This window comes from Pseudarthrobacter sp. S9 (assembly GCF_050156545.1).
In the GTDB taxonomy this organism is placed as follows: domain Bacteria; phylum Actinomycetota; class Actinomycetes; order Actinomycetales; family Micrococcaceae; genus Arthrobacter.
Window position 1 is genome coordinate 3,491,128 of the sequence record NZ_CP189576.1, and the last position, 17,153, is coordinate 3,508,280.

General features: G+C 67.8%; 13 protein-coding genes and 1 pseudogene. 10 read left to right on the plus strand and 4 right to left on the minus strand.

Annotation, left to right across the window (positions count from 1 at the left end):
• Nucleotides 1-82: 82 nt before the first annotated feature.
• The 3 genes and pseudogenes from ACQCSY_RS16805 to ACQCSY_RS16815 form a co-directional block, all read right to left on the minus strand.
• Nucleotides 83-1,693, minus strand: a complete 1,611-nt coding sequence (locus ACQCSY_RS16805) for a ferredoxin--NADP reductase (protein WP_427130543.1) — start codon at nucleotides 1,691-1,693, stop codon at nucleotides 83-85.
• The gene (locus tag ACQCSY_RS16810; RefSeq protein ID WP_427130545.1) at nucleotides 1,690-2,562 is read right to left on the minus strand and encodes an FAD:protein FMN transferase; all 873 of its coding nucleotides are present in this window, start codon (nucleotides 2,560-2,562) and stop codon (nucleotides 1,690-1,692) included. The genes ACQCSY_RS16805 and ACQCSY_RS16810 overlap by 4 nt, the downstream gene beginning before the upstream one ends.
• Before the next feature lie 67 nt (nucleotides 2,563-2,629).
• A pseudogene (locus tag ACQCSY_RS16815) lies at nucleotides 2,630-3,073 on the minus strand (FMN-binding protein).
• A 237-nt stretch (nucleotides 3,074-3,310) separates the two neighbouring features.
• On the opposite strand from ACQCSY_RS16815, the gene argS reads away from it, so the two are divergent.
• The 10 genes from argS (at nucleotide 3,311) to ACQCSY_RS16865 (ending at nucleotide 16,254) form a co-directional block, all read left to right on the plus strand.
• Nucleotides 3,311-4,960, plus strand: coding sequence for an arginine--tRNA ligase (gene argS / locus ACQCSY_RS16820; RefSeq protein WP_427130547.1), 1,650 nt, complete (start codon nucleotides 3,311-3,313; stop codon nucleotides 4,958-4,960).
• Between the two features lie 5 nt (nucleotides 4,961-4,965).
• Nucleotides 4,966-6,471: a diaminopimelate decarboxylase gene (gene lysA, locus ACQCSY_RS16825; protein ID WP_427130548.1), complete on the plus strand. Its 1,506-nt coding sequence runs from the start codon at nucleotides 4,966-4,968 to the stop codon at nucleotides 6,469-6,471.
• Complete coding sequence (locus ACQCSY_RS16830; RefSeq protein WP_427130550.1) at nucleotides 6,472-7,788, plus strand: homoserine dehydrogenase; 1,317 nt, start codon at nucleotides 6,472-6,474, stop codon at nucleotides 7,786-7,788.
• Nucleotides 7,789-8,895 (plus strand): threonine synthase, encoded by a 1,107-nt coding sequence (gene thrC, locus ACQCSY_RS16835; protein WP_427130552.1) that lies wholly within the window; start codon nucleotides 7,789-7,791, stop codon nucleotides 8,893-8,895.
• A gap of 2 nt (nucleotides 8,896-8,897) precedes the next feature.
• Complete coding sequence (gene thrB / locus ACQCSY_RS16840; RefSeq protein ID WP_427130554.1) at nucleotides 8,898-9,884, plus strand: homoserine kinase; 987 nt, start codon at nucleotides 8,898-8,900, stop codon at nucleotides 9,882-9,884.
• A 322-nt stretch (nucleotides 9,885-10,206) separates the two neighbouring features.
• A complete protein-coding gene (gene rho, locus ACQCSY_RS16845) occupies nucleotides 10,207-12,357 on the plus strand; it encodes a transcription termination factor Rho (RefSeq protein WP_427130556.1) in 2,151 nt (716 codons plus the stop codon).
• Nucleotides 12,358-12,640: 283 nt separating this feature from the next.
• On the plus strand, nucleotides 12,641-13,714 hold the full coding sequence (gene prfA, locus ACQCSY_RS16850) for a peptide chain release factor 1 (RefSeq protein ID WP_427130557.1): 1,074 nt from the start codon (nucleotides 12,641-12,643) through the stop codon (nucleotides 13,712-13,714).
• 49 nt (nucleotides 13,715-13,763) lie between these two features.
• Entirely contained in the window at nucleotides 13,764-14,678 is a 915-nt protein-coding gene (prmC, locus tag ACQCSY_RS16855; RefSeq protein ID WP_427130559.1) for a peptide chain release factor N(5)-glutamine methyltransferase, read from the plus strand.
• The gene (locus ACQCSY_RS16860) at nucleotides 14,675-15,466 is read left to right on the plus strand and encodes an L-threonylcarbamoyladenylate synthase (RefSeq protein ID WP_427130561.1); all 792 of its coding nucleotides are present in this window, start codon (nucleotides 14,675-14,677) and stop codon (nucleotides 15,464-15,466) included. The genes prmC and ACQCSY_RS16860 overlap by 4 nt, the downstream gene beginning before the upstream one ends.
• Nucleotides 15,463-16,254: a WecB/TagA/CpsF family glycosyltransferase gene (locus ACQCSY_RS16865; RefSeq protein ID WP_427130563.1), complete on the plus strand. Its 792-nt coding sequence runs from the start codon at nucleotides 15,463-15,465 to the stop codon at nucleotides 16,252-16,254. Before ACQCSY_RS16860 ends, ACQCSY_RS16865 begins: the two co-directional genes overlap by 4 nt.
• Here the strand turns inward: ACQCSY_RS16865 and ACQCSY_RS16870 are convergent.
• Nucleotides 16,251-17,147, minus strand: coding sequence for a glycosyltransferase (locus ACQCSY_RS16870; RefSeq protein WP_427130565.1), 897 nt, complete (start codon nucleotides 17,145-17,147; stop codon nucleotides 16,251-16,253). The two genes, ACQCSY_RS16865 and ACQCSY_RS16870, sit on opposite strands and share 4 nt — an antisense overlap.
• Between the last annotated feature and the right edge of the window lie 6 nt (nucleotides 17,148-17,153).

The window sequence follows — 17,153 nt, forward strand, 5'->3', positions numbered from 1 at the left end:
AGATCCTGCCGTTACCGGCGGGACGTCCTAGAGCTTATCAGGAAGGTGGGCTCCAATGGAAAATCGGCGCGCCCCAGCCTGTTCAGTAGCCCGCAAAGGAGTCCACGTGGATCCGGCGCGCGCCCGCGCTGCGTGCCGCGGCCCGAAGGGAGCGCACGCTGGCCGGTGAACCGGACACGAAAACCTCCCGGCGGCCGACATCCGGCACCAGTTCCTTCAGCAGCGCCCCGTCCAGACGGGCGGGCCGTCCGGCGGCGGCTGGCGTTCCTGCCACAGCCGTCCCTGCCACGGCCGTCCCCGCGACGGCACCCACGTCCTGCATGAAGGCCGGCGGCACGGCGCCGTCCGCGAGCCGGGCCAGGATGCGTGCGCCGGAGCGTTCGAGCTCCTCGGCGTAGGCGAGCTCGGCGGCATTCCTGGCCAGATACAGCAGGACAACATCGCGGTCCCGTGCCGAAGCGGCGGCCAGCTGGGCCAGATAGGGCGTGATGCCGATTCCGGCGGCAATCAGCAGCACGGGCGCGGCGGAGTTCCTGGGCAGGACAAAGTCGCCGCCCACGGTTGTGGCAGTGAGTTCGTCACCGGCCTCCAGGGCCAGAAGCGTGCGCTTGGCCGAGGACAGCGGGCCGGCGGTCCCGACCCCGATCGTCAGGACGGGGGAGCCCGGCGCGCTGGTCAGGCTGAAGACACGGCGCACGCCCTTTCCGTCAGGGCCGCCGACGGCCTTGGTATGCGGCAGGTGCAGTTCCAGGTACTGTCCCGCGCTGAAACGGACCGGGCGCTCCGGCTGGAAGCGGAATTCCGTCGTCGTCGGCGTCAACGGCCGCAAACCCTCGAAGCGCAGCCGGATGCCGCCGCGCTGTCCGGCGGCGAAGGCCAGGAGGTTCCCCACCAGCAGCGCCAGTTCGGGGGAGTTGGCCACGAATCCCAGGTTGTAGGGGATCGCGAACAGCAGCCCGACGACGGCGGCCAGGGCCAGTTGCTGCCAGCGGCGCGGAGGCAAGGTGAGCGGCTCGGTGAGCATGAATCCCACGAAGAACAGCACGGGACGCTGCGCGAGGGGCTGCCACACGGCCTCGCCGAGCTCCGAACCGGCGCGGAGGAGCTCCGCCGCCACGAGGGATACGGCGACGACCGTGAAGACGGCTGCCATCAGCAGCTTCCGGATCCGGTACAGCACCAGCAGCACGCCCGGCAGCACAAGCCAGAGCATGGCCGGCGTCGCGGCCCACCACGTGGCGATGTTCAGCCCGGTCAGTCCGGCAAGGAACGCGCCGGCCGCCGCAGGATTGAAGATGTGGCGGCCACGCCAGGCCAGTGCGTACTTGGAGGCGGAGGCCAGCACGCAGGCCAGCGCCACGCCGGCGAGTTCCGGCAGCTGCACGCCTTGCGACAACTGGCTGGGCCAGAAAAGGAAGTACAGCAGCAGGCCCGTGATCAGGGAGGACTCCGAGTGCGGGCGCACGTGGAACAGCGCGGCCAGTGCCCGGTTGGAGGCGTACGCCAGGCCGAGGCAGAGGGCCAGGTGCGCGATCATCTCGGGCAGCCCGAAGGTCAGCCAGCCGAGCACGTCCAGCAGCATGCTGTAGCCGGCGAGCACGGCGAGGACCCACAGCACAAGCCGGTACATCGTGAACCGGCCCAGCGCGGTGTCCACCCTCGAGCCGATGGTAGTCGTGGCAAGTGCGGTCATGAGAACAGCGCCCCTTCAAAATCGGCTGAATACTCCGCGTGCCCGTCCGAGAAGACGGTGAGCCACGCGAAATCGAACTCCTGCAGCAGCCGGGCACCCTCGACAAAGAACAGGGCGGTGGCGAGCGCGTCTGCCACCATCGCCGTCTTTGCCATGGCCCAGCTGGCGACGACGGTGCGCACCGGCGCTCCCGTGGTGCCGTCCAGGACATGATGGAGCCCGTCACCCCAGGCCCGGCGGTTGGCGGCGGAGGCGCACAAGGCTCCCGCGCCGAGCCGGACGGTACCGATCGCCCTGCCGGGATCGTAGGGATGTTCCAGGGCCACCTCAACCGGCGCCGGTCCCGGGTTCAGGAGGTCCCCGCTGGCGTCGATGAAGTGCTCGACGATCCCGCCGGCGCGGAGCTCGGCCGAGAGCAAATCGGCCAGCTGTCCCTTTCCGGCCGCGCCGACGTCGATCACCACGGGGGCGGTGGTGGTCACCTCGGTTCCCTGCCAGTCCAGGACGTCCTCCCACCGCGGGGCGGGCAGCGGGGGGCCATTGGGGCGCAGGGAGTACCCGGCATCGTAGCCAAGCTGCTCCAGGCTGCCGCCGATCAGCGGAGTCATGGCCCCGCCGCTGAGCCGGTACAGCGTGACGTAGAGCTCCCCGAGGGCTGCCGCTTCGGCGGGAAGTTCATAGTGTCCGGGCGTCCGGGCGGCGGCCGCCACGCGGGAATCCGGCCGGAAGCGGGACCAGGCGGCGTCGTAGTCCGCCACCGCGCCAAGCAAACGACGGCGGTGGCTGCCGGGCAGGCGGGAAGGAGTGGAGATCTCCCAGCGGGTCCCGATCCCGTCGAAGCTGAAATGCGTCCAGCCCGGATGCGGCACGTTTTCTCCTTTGACTGGGCCCGGTGGTCGCAGGCCGCTCGTCGCGGCCCGTCTACTGCTATCCGGGCTACTGGGCCTGGGACTTGATCTTGGTCACGGCCTGGTTGAAACCGCCGCTGGTCAGCGAGGACCCGGCCACTTTGGAGACCTTGATCTCGTCGAGTTTCTTGCCGACAATCTGGGACTTGATCCCGCCGGCGAACTCGCCCTGGAATTTCCGTGTATTCGGATTGGAGGGGTGCTGGGTGATCTTGACGTCGGACACGGCCCCGCCGGCCAGGGTCAGCTCCACACCCACGGTCTCCCTGCCGTTGGGGGAGACGTAGTTGCCGTCGGCGCTGTAGGTGCCGTCCTTGTAGACGCCGGATCCGGCGCCGGCAGGCGCGGACGACTGCGCGGCGGGGGCACCCTGTGCGGCGGGAGTCTACGCCGGGGCGCACCCGGCCGCGGTTCCGGCCACGGACAGGCCGGCGATGCCAACGAGGACGCTCTTACGGAAGGCGGTATTCATGCAGGGACTCGATTCGTTGGCGAAGATCGGACGGGGGCAGCGGCTGAAGGCGGTTACACCGATGACGACGTTGACTTCAGGGTAACGGTTCACTCTGGCTTGCGCCTTTGAAAACCTTGGAAGTTCCCCGACGCCGCTGGCCCGTCATGTACACCCGTCATGCACACCCGACATGCCCGCCCGTCATGCCGGCGGCCAGATTCCGCCACACCGCGGGCCCACCGGTAGGCTAGAACTGTGACCCCAGAAGAACTCTCCCTCGCCATATCCGCCTGCCTGAAGGACGCCGTCGCCGCCGGTGAAATCGCCCTTGTCGCGGCCGACATCCCGGATGAGGTCCGCGTCGAGCGGCCGAAGAACAGGGATCACGGCGACTGGGCCACCAACATCGCCCTCCAGCTGGCCAAGGCCGCAGGAACCAATCCGCGGGAGTTCGCCGTCGTCCTCAGCGCACGGCTGAAATCCATTGACGGTGTGTCCGCCGTCGACATCGCAGGCCCGGGCTTCCTCAACATCACGGTTGACGCCGCTGCCGCGGGCACCCTTGCCAAGGCCATTGTCGACGCGGGGCCGGCCTACGGCACCAACTCCGCGCTCGCCGGGCATATGGTCAACATGGAATTCGTCTCCGCCAACCCCACGGGGCCGCTGCACATCGGCCACACCCGCTGGGCTGCCCTCGGCGACTCGATCGCGCGGGTGCTGCGGGCTTCCGGCGCGGAGGTCACTGCGGAGTATTACATCAATGACGCCGGATCGCAGATGAACGTCTTCGCCCACTCCGTGCTGTCCAGGCTCCACGGGCGGGGCGTGCCCGAGGGCGGATACCCGGGCGAATACATCTCGGACCTCGGCCATGAGGTGCTCAGCCAGCACCCCGGCATCCGCGAACTCACCGACGTGGCGGCCCTGCCGGTGATCCGCGGGGCGGCCTACAAGGCGCAGATGCACGACATCAAGCAGACCCTGGCGGAGTTCGGCGTCGACTTCGACGTCTTCTTCTCCGAACAGGAACTCCACGACGCCGGCGCGATCGAAGACGCCGTCGCGCGCCTGCGGGAGCAGGGACACGTCTTCGACGACGGCGGCGCGGTCTGGCTGCGAACCACCGACTTCGGAGACGACAAGGACCGCGTGATGATCCGGGCGAACGGCGAGCCGACGTACTTCGCCGCCGACGCCGCGTACTACCTGTCCAAGAAGGACCGCGGCTACACCGAGAAGATCTACCTGCTGGGCGCAGACCACCACGGCTACATCAACCGGCTCAAGGCCATCGCGGCCTGCGCCGGAGACGATCCCGAGGTCAACATCGAGGTCCTTATCGGCCAGCTGGTCTCGGTCAACGGCGCCAAGCTGTCCAAGCGCGCCGGCAACATCATCGAGCTCAAGGACCTGATCTCGTGGCTGGGCAAGGACGCCGTACGCTATTCGCTGGCACGCTTCCCCGCCGACTCGCCGCTGACCCTGGACCCGGAGCTGCTCAAGAAGCACAGCAATGAGAACCCGGTGTTTTACGTCCAGTACGCCCACGCCCGTTCCCGCGGCACGGCCCGCAACGCCGTGGCGGCCGGGGTGGACCGCAGCGCCTTCGACGCCTCCCTGCTGGACCATGCGACGGAGAACGAGCTGCTCTCCTACCTGGGCAGCTACCCCTCGATCGTGGCCAAGGCCGCCGAGCTGCGCGAGCCGCACCGCGTCGCCCGCCACCTGGAAGTCATCGCCGGCGCCTACCACCGCTGGTACGACGCCTGCCGCGTGGCGCCCCAGGGCGAGGAACCTATTACCGACGTCAACCGCACACGGCTGTGGCTCAACGACGCCACGAGCCAGGTGCTGGCCAACGGACTGGAACTGCTGGGCGTCTCGGCGCCGGAACGGATGTAACCGCCATGACCGCAGCCTCATCAAGCACGGGGAACCCGGCAGCCTCCCCGCTCGCCCCGGACTGGTTGAAGGTCCCCGCTGACCTGAATGCCCTCCACGAACCGCTGTGGGCGGCCGGTGTCGCCCGGAACGACGACGGCGAACTCACCATCGACGGCCTGTCCGTCAGTGAGCTGCAGCGCCAATACGGCACACCCCTGTTCGTACTGAGCGAGGACGATTTCCGTGCCCGTGCGCGGGCGTTCAGCGATGCGTTCAACAATGCGTTCGCGGACATCTGCGGGGGAGTGGACGTGTACTACGCCGGAAAGTCCTTCCTGTGCACCTCCGTGGTCCGGTGGGTGGAGGAGGAGGGCCTGCGGCTGGACACCGCCTCCGGCGGGGAACTCGCCGTCGCGGCCCGCGCCGGGATCCCCGGCGCCGACGTCGCGCTGCATGGGAACAACAAGTCCGACGCCGAGATCCACCGGGCCCTGGACATGCAGCTGGGCCGGATCGTCGTGGACAGCCTGGCCGAGCTGGAGCGGGTCGCCGCGATCGCCGCCGGCCGGGATGAAACCGCCAGGGTCATGCTCCGGCTGACTCCGGGAGTGCACGCCCACACCCATGAATTCATCGCCACGGCGCACGAGGACCAGAAATTCGGTCTCTCCATGGCCGGGGACTCCACCGATCAGGCCGGGCTCTCCGCAGCCGAGGAAGCTGTGGCCGCGGCGGCAGGCCACGGCAGCATCGAGCTGCTGGGCCTGCACTGCCACATCGGCTCCCAGATCTTCGAGCCGGACGGCTTCGCCCTCGCCGCGGAGAAGCTGCTGGACTTCCTGGCGGCCATGCAGGCCAAGTACACGATCGTCCTGCCCGAACTGGACCTGGGCGGCGGCTACGGCATCGCCTACACGCCCGTGGACACGCCGCGCCCGGCGGCCGACATCGCGCAGGCGATGGCCGCCGTCGTCCGTTCCAAGTGCGCGGAACTGGGCATTGCCGCCCCGCGGATTTCAATCGAACCTGGCCGCGCGATCGTCGGCAGCACCACCTTCACCCTGTATGAAGTGGGCACGCTCAAGACCGTCCGCGTCGATGCGCCCGCGGCCGGAACCGGAGAATCCGCCGGCACAGACGAAACTGCCGGGAAAAACGTTACGTACCCCCGCCGGTATGTGTCAGTGGACGGCGGCATGAGCGACAACCCCCGTCCGGTGCTGTACGACGCGGATTATTCGGCAATTCTGGCCTCGCGCACCTCCGCCGCGGCTCCGCAGCTGTCCCGAGTGGTGGGCAAACATTGCGAGAGCGGCGACATAGTTGTTAGAGATGTATATCTGCCCGAGGACGTGGCAGCCGGTGATCTGCTCGCTGTACCGGGGACCGGCGCCTACTGCTGGGCCCTGTCAAGCAACTACAACTATCTGGCCCGGCCGGGCGTTGTCGCTGTGCGCGATGGATCTGCCCGGCTCATTGTCCGCGGGGAAACCGAAGAAGATCTGCTGAACCGCGACATGGGAGTCTGAATGACAGAATTGCGAACCCTGAAGGTAGCCCTTCTGGGCTGTGGCAACGTCGGGGCCCAGGTTGCGCGGATTCTCATTGACGACGCCGAAGCGCTCGCCTCCCGCACGGGAGCCCGCCTGCAGCTGAGCGGCATCGCTGTGCGGAACGTGGACGCTCCCCGCGGCGTCGAACTGCCGCACGAGCTGTTCACCACCGACGCCGAATCCCTCGTCAAGGACGCCGACCTCGTGATCGAGCTGATGGGCGGGATCGAACCGGCCCGCACCCTGATCCTGACCGCCATGCGCCACGGGGCCTGCGTGGTCACCGGCAACAAGGCGCTGCTGGCACAGGACGGGCCGACCCTCTACGAGGAAGCGGACAAGGCCGGCGTGCAGCTGTCCTACGAGGCAGCCGTGGCCGGCGCGATCCCCATCCTGCGGCCCATCCGGGACAGCCTGTCCGGGGACCGCATCACCCGGGTGCTCGGGATCGTCAACGGCACCACCAACTTCATCCTCGACCAGATGGACTCCACCGGCGCGCAGTTCGCCGATGCCCTGGCGGAGGCCCAGCGCCTCGGCTACGCGGAAGCCGATCCCACCGCCGACGTCGAGGGGCATGACGCCGCCGCCAAGGCCGCGATCCTTGCGTCGCTGTCCTTCCATACCCGGTTCGCCCTGGAAGATGTGTACTGCGAGGGCATCAGCTCCGTCAGCGCGGCGGACATCGCCGCAGCGAAGGACGCCGGCTTTGTGATCAAGCTGCTGGCGATCGCCGAGAAACTGACCGACGACGAGGGCAACACTGGCGTCTCGGTCCGGGTGCACCCCACACTGCTCCCGCGGGAACACCCGCTGGCAGCGGTCCGCGGCGCGTTCAACGCGGTCTTCATCGAAGCCGAGAACGCCGGCGAGCTGATGTTCTACGGCCAGGGCGCCGGCGGGACCCCGACGGCGTCTGCCGTACTGGGCGACCTCGTGTCCGCGGCCCGCCGCATTGTCCTCGGCGGCCCCGGCCGCACGGAAACCACCACCGGGCACGTCCCCGCGCTGCCCATCGACGCAGCCCTCACGAGCTACTACATCGGCCTCGATGTGGCGGACGAGCCCGGCGTCCTGGCCCGGATCGCGCAGCTCTTCGCCGAGCACGGCGTCTCCATTGAAATCATGCGGCAGACGATCCACCGCGATGCTGACTCCAAGGTGGAATCAGCGGAGCTGCGGATCGTGACGCACCGTGCACGCGAGGCCGCACTGTCAGCAACCGTCGAGGCCGTCAAGGGCCTGGACATCATCAATTCCGTCACATCCGTACTGCGGGTAGAAGGGGTCTAAGTGGCTCACCAATGGCGCGGAGTCATCCGCGAATACGCTGAACGTCTGCCTGTCACGGAGGCCACGAAGGTCATCACCCTGGGCGAGGGCGGCACCCCGCTCGTGCACGCCCGGCACCTCTCCGAGCTGACCGGCAGCACCGTCTACCTCAAGGTCGAGGGCATGAACCCGACCGGTTCCTTCAAGGACCGCGGCATGACCATGGCCATGACGGCCGCGGTTGCCGCCGGCGCCAAGGCCGTGGTGTGCGCCTCCACCGGAAACACCTCAGCCTCTGCCGCGGCCTACGCGACGGCGGCCGGGCTCCAGTGCGCGGTGCTCGTGCCCGAAGGCAAGATCTCGATGGGGAAGCTGAGCCAGGCGATTGCGCACGGCGCCACGCTGCTGCAGGTCGACGGCAACTTCGACGACTGCCTCGACATCGCCCGCAAGCTGGGGGAGTCCTACCCGGTGTTCCTGGTCAACTCCGTCAACCCGGCGCGGATCGAGGGCCAGAAGACCGGCGCCTTCGAGGTGGTGGACTCCCTTGGAGACGCCCCCGACTTCCACGTGCTCCCGGTGGGAAACGCCGGCAACATCAGCGCGTACTGGAAGGGCTACAAGGAGTACTCCGCACCGTTTGAATCCGCCACCGCCGGCACGCTGCCAGCGGTCGCCACGAAGACCCCGGTCATGTGGGGCTTCCAGGCCGCAGGAGCAGCACCGTTCGTCGCCGGACACCCCATCACCGAACCCGACACCATCGCGACGGCCATCCGGATCGGCAACCCCGCCTCGTGGGACACCGCCGTTGCCGCCCGGGACGAGTCCGGCGGCGTGATCGAAGCCGTGACGGACGAGGAAATCCTGTCCGCGCACCGCTGGCTGTCGGCCCGCGAAGGCGTGTTCGTGGAACCTGGCTCCGCCGCCGGCGTCGCCGGCCTCATCAAGAAGCACGCGGCAGGGGAAGTGCCCGCCGGGAAGACCATCGTCATCACCGTGACGGGCCACGGACTCAAGGACCCGCAGTGGGCCCTCCGCACCGAGGACGGCAGCGACGTGCAGCCCGTCAAGGTCTCCAACGACGTCGTCACTGTCGCCGCAGCACTGGGACTGGAAGAAAAATAGCCTTGGAAACCACCCTCACCATCCCGGCCGATTCCACCGCCGGTTCGCCGGCAGTTACGGCCGGGCAGCTGGTCACCGTGCGGGTGCCCGCCACAAGCGCCAACCTGGGGCCCGGCTACGACAGCCTCGGGCTGGCCCTCTCGCTGCACGACACCCTGACGGTGGAAACCCTGGCCAGCGGTGAGCTCGAATTCGAACTCAGCGGTGAAGGTGCGGAATCGCTGCCCCGCGATGCGAGCCACCTGATGGTGAAGGCCATCACGGAAGCCCTGCACCGCCTCGGCTTCCGGCATGAAGGCCTGCGGATCACGGCGGACAACGTCAATCCGCATGGCCGCGGGCTGGGCTCCTCGGCCTCGGCGGTGGTTGCGGCCGTCACCGCCGCGAATGCGCTGGTGCCGGAAGCTTCGCGGCGCGGCAAGGACTGGATCCTGCAGCTGACGAGCGAAATGGAAGGCCATCCCGACAACGTCGCCCCTGCCATTTTCGGCGGACTGGCGCTGTCATGGCAGGACAGTGACCGGTACAGCAGCACCTGCGCGACGGTGGCTGGTTCGGTGATTCCGGTTGTCGCCGTTCCGGACTTTGAACTTTCCACCGAAGCCGCGCGCGCACTGCTTCCCGCCTCGGTGGGCCACCATGCCGCGGCCATGAATTCCGGCCGTGCCGCCCTGCTGATCCACGCGCTGACGACGAAGCCGGAGTTCCTCCTTCCCGGCACCGAGGACTACCTGCACCAGAGCTACCGCGCCCAGGCCATGCGGCCCAGCGCGGAGCTGATCGCCGCGTTGCGGGGCGCGGGGCACGCCGCCGTCGTCTCCGGTGCCGGCCCGACAGTGCTGGTCCTCGCCAACGGCGAAGCGGAAGCCGGGACGATCGTCGACTTCATCGGCTCCCACACCGCCGGCAACACGCCGGAAGTGGGCTGGCGTGTGATGAAGCTGGCCGTGGACGTTGAAGGTGCTAAAGTGGAAGTGCACCGGCGGTAATCGCGCAGGCGGTAAATCAGTTCCTGTTCATAAGACCGCGATGTTGGCCAAGTAGCCTCTCTCATCATTCACTGCGCAATATTTTCCGGTGCCACCTGCTTTCGGTCTGACGCAGGAGTCAGCAGAATTGCTCTGCACCCCTGAAATGTCAGCCCGCCGTTCCTCATGTTCGGAGCGTGCATGGTGAAGCAGTATCCGGCCCTGCTGGTCAATATCCATCCGGCAAGGCCGAAATCCCGGCTGCAGATCTGAACTGCAGCCCAGATCAAAATCATCGCGTCCAGCTCCTAGTCTGGACGCCGTCGAGGGGGAAGGATCCTTCGTGACCGAAACCACTGAGCTGTCTCCAGCTGTGGAAACATCTTCTGCTGCCGGATCGTCAACGGCAGTACCTGCCAAGAGCAGCGGCCTTGCAGGCCTCAAGCTCGCCCAGCTCCAGGCTCTTGCCAGCCAGCTGGGTATTTCCGGCGGTTCCCGCATGCGCAAGGGTGATCTGGTCTCAGCCATTTCCGCCCACCGTGCGGGCACTCCAGTGAGCAAGGCTCCGGCCCGTGCTGCTGGAAAGGCGAGCGAAAGCCGCTCCGCCGAAAGTCGCTCCGCTGCCGAGGGCAGCGCCCAGGCCGCCGCACCGGTGGCCGCCGCCGTCGAGGCCGACGGCCAGACCCAGGAGGGCACCCGTGCCCGCCGCGGCCGCAGCCGGCGTGCGGGCAGCGACGGCGTGGTCGCCACGGCCGCCGCAGAGGCTCCCGCCGCGGCCGCTCCCGCTGTGGAGGCTCCCGTAGCCGCCGCTGAGGCCGGCTCTGCCGCGACCGGCGGAGAAGGCAGCGAACGCCGCCAGCCGCGGACCCGCAACCGTCGCCGCGGCGAAGCCGCAGCTTCGGGCGCAGCCCAAAACGCAGCCGAAACTGGCGAGGCCCCGGCTGAGCAACCTGCAACTGAGCAGCGCACAGAACAGCGCGCCGAACAGCGCCAGGCGGAGCCGCGCGGCGAACAGCGCCAGGCCGAGCAGGGCGGCGAAGACGGCCAGCGCCGTGAAAGCACCCGCACCCGCGGCGGCCGCGACAACGCCGAGGCCCGCGACAACGTTCGGGACACCGCCCGCGAGACCAGCCGCGACACCGATGACAGCGACGGCGGCAGCCGCCGGAACCGCCGCAACCGGCGTGACCGCAACGACCGCAGTGACCGTCAGGTTCAGCAGGACAGCCGCGACTCATCCTCACGCAACGACCGCTTCCGCGATCGCAACGACCGCCGTCGGGGACGCGCCCAGGGACCGGACGTCGACGACGTCGAGGTCACCGAGGACGATGTCCTGCTGCCCGTCGCCGGTATCCTGGACGTGCTCGAGAACTACGCGTTCATCCGCACCTCCGGCTACCTGCCGGGCCCGAACGACGTCTACGTGTCCCTCGCCCAGGTCAAGAAATACAACCTGCGCAAGGGCGACGCCGTCGTCGGCGCCATCCGGGCACCGCGTGAAGGCGAAGACCGCAGCCAGCAGTCAGCCCGCCAGAAGTTCAACGCCCTGGTCCGCGTCACCTCGGTGAACGGCAAGACCCCCGAGGAACTCAAGGACCGCGTCGAATTCGCGAAGCTCGTCCCGCTGTACCCCTCCGAGCGCCTGCGCCTCGAGACGGACCCCAAGAAGATCGGCCCCCGCGTCATCGACTTGGTTGCCCCGATCGGCAAGGGCCAGCGCGGTCTGATCGTGTCGCCGCCGAAGGCCGGCAAGACGCTCATCCTGCAGTCCATCGCGAACGCCATCACCACCAACAATCCTGAGGTCCACCTCATGATGGTGCTCGTTGACGAACGTCCTGAAGAAGTCACGGACATGCAGCGCACCGTCAAGGGCGAGGTCATCGCCTCCACCTTCGACCGTCCCGCAGACGACCACACCACCGTGGCCGAGCTGTCCATCGAGCGCGCCAAGCGCCTCGTGGAAATGGGCATGGACGTTGTGGTGCTCCTGGACTCCATGACCCGCCTGGGCCGCGCCTACAACCTGGCAGCACCGGCCTCCGGCCGCATCCTGTCCGGTGGTGTGGACTCCGCAGCCCTGTACCCGCCCAAGCGCTTCTTCGGTGCAGCCCGCAACATCGAAAACGGCGGCTCGCTGACCATCCTGGCCACCGCGCTCGTCGAGACCGGTTCCAAGATGGACGAGGTCATCTTCGAAGAGTTCAAGGGCACCGGCAACATGGAACTGCGCCTGTCCCGCCAGCTCGCGGACAAGCGCATCTTCCCGGCTGTGGACGTCAACGCATCCGGTACCCGCCGCGAGGAAAACCTGCTTTCCCCCGAGGAAGTCAAGATCATGTGGAAGCTGCGCCGCGTCCTCTCCGGACTCGAAACGCAGCAGAGCCTTGAGCTGCTGACCAACAAGATCCGGGAGACCCAGAGCAACGTCGAGTTCCTCATGCAGGTGCAGAAGACGACGCTTGGTGCGAAGTCCGATAACGACAAGTAGCTAACGCAGGGGTGGGGCCGTCGAAGTTTTGCCGGCCCCGCCCCTTTGTCGTTCGGTTTTTGCCGCCCCCGCCCCTACGCGTGGAGGCTCGATCCTGACGGATCTGAGCCTCCACGCTCCGGCAGGCCCGCAAGGGAGATGACGAGGGCCCCGACCTGAGCTTGCGATGGTCGGGAGTCATCGACTGCACTCCCGGGGCGGCAAGAAACCGAACGACCTGCTGTCGTCTCACCCATCGCGTCGCGTAACTAGACTTGTTTACAAGTCGAAAGAGGTTTTGAGAATGTTTGAGTCCGTACAGGGCCTGTTGGATGAGCATGATTCCATCCAGGCGCAGCTTGGGGATCCTGCCGTCTATGCTGACCAGCGGCTGGCCCGGAAACTGGGGCGGCGTTCGGCTCAGCTGAACGGCATCGTGGAGGCCTACCACCGCTGGGAGGCCGTCCGGGATGACCTTGCGGCCGCCAAGGAGATGGCTGCCGAGGATTCCGAGTTTGCTGCTGAGGTGCCTGAGCTGGAGGCTGCCCTGGAGACTGCCTCGGCAAAACTGCGCCGGCTGCTCATCCCGCGTGATCCGGACGACGCCCGCAACGTGATCCTGGAGGTCAAGGGCGGCGAAGGCGGCGACGAGGCTGCCCTGTTCGCCGGTGACCTGCTGCGTATGTACAGCCGTTACGCGGAATCCCGCGGCTGGAAGACCGAACTGATCTCGGCCAATGAATCGGACCTTGGCGGGTACAAGGACGTCCAGATGGCCATCAAGGGCAGCTCGAATGACCCCGCCGAGGGCGTCTACGCCCGGCTCAAGTTCGAAGGCGGCGTGCACCGCGTGCAGCGCGTCCCCGTGACCGAGTCCCAGGGCCGCATCCACACCTCGGCGGCCGGCGTGCTGGTGCTCCCCGAAGTGGATGAGCCGGAAGAACTCGAGATCAACCAGAACGATCTCAAAATCGACGTCTACCGCTCCTCCGGCCCGGGCGGGCAGTCCGTGAACACCACCGACTCGGCCGTCCGTATCACCCACCTTCCCACCGGAATCGTGGTTGCCATGCAGAATGAGAAGTCGCAGCTGCAGAACCGTGAAGCCGGCATGCGCGTGCTGCGTGCCCGCATCTTGGCGCACCAGCAGGAGCAGATCGACGCCGAAAACTCGGCGCAGCGCAAGTCGCAGATCCGCACCATGGACCGCTCCGAGCGTATCCGTACTTACAACTACCCGGAAAACCGGATTGCGGACCACCGCACCGGCTACAAGGCGTACAACCTGGACCAGGTCATGAACGGTGATCTGGAGCCGGTGATCCAGTCAGCCATCGAGATGGACGAACAGGCCCGCCTCGACGCCATCGGCGAATAGCCGCTAGGCCCGGTGCTTTCATGACGGTGCTTTTATCGATGGTGCTTATATGACACTCGGTGCGGGGACGAGCCTTGCGGAGGCCGTCCGCGAGGCGACGGCGGTCCTGGCCGCCGCCGGTGTGCCCAGCCCCCGGGTCGACGCCGAGCTCCTGGCCGAGCACCTGCTCGGCGTCGGGCTCGGCCGGCTCCGCGCCATGCTGCTGGGCGACTCGCCGGCGCCGGACGGCTATGCCGACCTCGTCGCCGAACGGGCCCGGCGGATTCCGCTGCAGCACATCACCGGGGTCGCGCACTTCCGGTACCTTCAACTGGCGGTGGGCCCCGGCGTCTTCATTCCCCGGCCGGAAACCGAATCCGTGGTGCAGCTGGTGATCGACCGACTGCAGGGCATGGCGCATCCCAAGGTTGTGGACCTGGGCACAGGATCCGGCGCGATCGCCGGGTCGATCGCGCACGAGGTTCCCGGCGCCGAGGTCCATGCGGTGGAGTTCAGCGAGTTCGCGCAGGCCTGGGCGGCCAGGAACCTCCTGCCCCTCGGCGTCGTCCTCATCCGCGGCGATCTGCGCGATGCGCTGCCTGAACACAACGGCACGTTCGACGTCGTCGTCTCCAATCCTCCCTACATCCCCGCCGAAGCCATTCCGAACGAACCCGAAGTGGCACTGCACGATCCGGCGGAGGCGCTCTACGGCGGGGGAGCGGACGGCATGGAGCTTCCGACGGCGGCCGCCGCCTCCGCCGCCCGGCTGCTGGTGCCCGGCGGCTACTTCGTGATGGAGCACGCCGAAGTCCAGGCGGACTGGATCGCTGCGATACTGAACCGCACCGGGCTGTGGTCCGAGGTGAGAACGCATCGGGACCTCAACGGCAAGGAACGGGCCACCAGTGCTGTCCTCGCCCTCCAGCCGCAAGGCAGTGTAAGTCGGGGCAGTGCAAGAAGTGATGAAAGAATAGGCCAGTGACGACTAGCTACGATTGCACGGCAGCTGAGCAGCGCGCCGCAGGACTTGAGCACGCCCAACGGGCCATCCGCGAGAACAAGTGCGTAGTCTTCCCCACGGACACCGTGTACGGGATCGCCGCCGACGCCTTTTCACCCGTGGCCGTGACACTGCTGCTCGCCTCAAAGGGCCGGAGTCGGAAGATGCCGCCGCCCGTGCTCATCCCGCGGCTCAACGCCCTCGACGGCCTCGCCACCGATGTGCCCGCCGAGGCGCGGCGGCTGGCCGAGGCCTTCTGGCCCGGCGGCCTGACCCTCATCCTGCACGCCCAGCCCTCACTGGACTGGGATCTCGGCGAGACCAGGGGCACCGTGGCGCTGCGGATCCCGGCCGACGACGTCGCCCAGGACCTGCTGACCCTGACCGGGCCGCTGGCCGTCTCCTCCGCGAACCGCACCGGCCACGCCGCCGCGCAGACCGCCGCGGACGCCGAGGCCCAGCTGGCAGAATCCGTGGAGGTCTACCTCGAAGGCGGACACCGGCCCGTTGAAGGCGCCGAGGCCCTGCCGTCGACGATCATCGACGCCACCGCCCTCCCGCTGCGGGTTGTACGCCAGGGCGCCATCAGCCTTGAGCGCCTGCGCGAGGTGGTTCCCGACCTCGTGGACGTGGACGGCAACGCGCCTGCCGAAGCCGTGGAACCCGCCGCCGCCGAATTTGTGGAACCCGCCGAGCCTGTGGAACCTGTTGAACCCGCCGAGCCTGTGGAACCGGGGTCGGAATCAGGCGCCGGATCCGGCGCCGCATGACGCTGGAGCGCCAGCGCGTCCCCGTCCTCGACGTCGACGCGACACCCCTGACTGTCTCCGAACTGACGGGCGTCCTCAACCGGTACATCGCCGAGGGCGGAACCCGGACCGTGGTAGGCCACAATCTGCACAGCGTCACGCTGCTGCACTCCGACCCGGGATTCCGGTCCTTCTACGAGCAAAGCGACGTGGTCCTGATCGACGGCGCGCCCGTGCTGTGGCTCTGGGCCAAGGCCGTGGACGCCGAGGACGGCAGGGGACCGGTCATGGACTACCGGCTGGGTTCGACCGACTGGATCCCGGCGCTGGCAGGCGTCGAGGGACTTGAGAGAATCGCAGTGATCGGCGCCGGCGCCGTGGCGAACGCGGGCGCCGTGGCACAGCTCAAGGGCATCGTCCCCGGTGCCCAGGTTGACGGAATGCCCGGCGAGGGCTGGAACGAGGAACTCGAGGAAAAAGCAGTTGCCTGGCTCGCGGGATTGCGCCCGCAGCTGGTACTTCTGGGCCTCGGTATGCCGCTGCAGGAAGAGGTCCTCGGGCGCAGGCTGGCGACGCTGCCCCCGGCGGTCTACTGCGCCGTGGGCGGGGCGATCGAACAGATTGCCGGCGTCCAGAAACTGGCACCCCGGTGGATCGGGCGCCTCGGCCTGGAATGGGCCTGGCGGCTCATGCTCCACCCGCAGCGGGTGGCCTACCGGGTTTTCGGCGAGCCGTGGGTGCTGTTGGGGCTGCTGGTGCGGCGGCAGTTACGCCGGCAGCTACACCGGCGGTTACGCCGGAATCGCTAGAACTTCTGGTCCTTCAGCGGACCGAAGCCCTTGCCGCGAAGCCCGGTGGAAAATGCCCGGAACCAGTCAGCCAGGCCCCGGAAATCGCCGCGGCGCAGGAAGTAGCCGAGGTAGCCGCCCACATCGGCGACGAAGGACTTGACCCGGAAATGGCGGCGGATCATGTAACCGCGGTTCCGGTAGTAGAAGTAGCGTTTGAACGCCGAGTCCGGGACGATCACGTGCCACCTGGCGCCGTAGACATGCTTGGTCTCGGAGAAGGCATGCGGATGGGTGATGGCAGCCGTGGTCACCGTGCCGAAGCGGATGCCGGCCTTCCGGAGCCTGAGGGTGAAGTCCACCTCGTCGCCGCGGATGAACAGGCGCATGTCCGGCAGCCCGACCTTGAAAAAGACATCGGAGCGGATCAGCGCGCCGTTGAAGAAGTGACCGTCGTCCGGCAGGAAGCCCACCTTTTCCACTTCGGCCCGCTCATGCGTGACCTTGCCGTCCAGGCGGAAGAAAAAGGACAGCCGGTCCGGGTGGCCGGGAGCCACCACGAGCGGAACCACGGCATCGAGGCCGCGCGCCTCGGCCTCGCGGAGCAGCGTGGCGAGACATTCCGGATCGCCGGGCTCGGCATCGTCGTCCATCATCCAGATCCAGTCCGCCCCGCTGGCCACCGCCTTGAGGATCGCCAGCGAAAAACCGCCCGCGCCGCCAAGGTTCGCCTCGGACCGGACATAGTCCACGTTTCCGTGCTGGTCAGCGACGTCCTTGGCGGGCACGGTGCCGCTGTCGACGAGGCAGATCGAGCGGACCGCCGCGGTCTGGTTGTTGATGGCGTCCAGCAGAACGGCCAGCTCCCGGGGACGGTCAAACGTCACGGCAGCAACTGCAACCGACAGGGTCATCGCGGG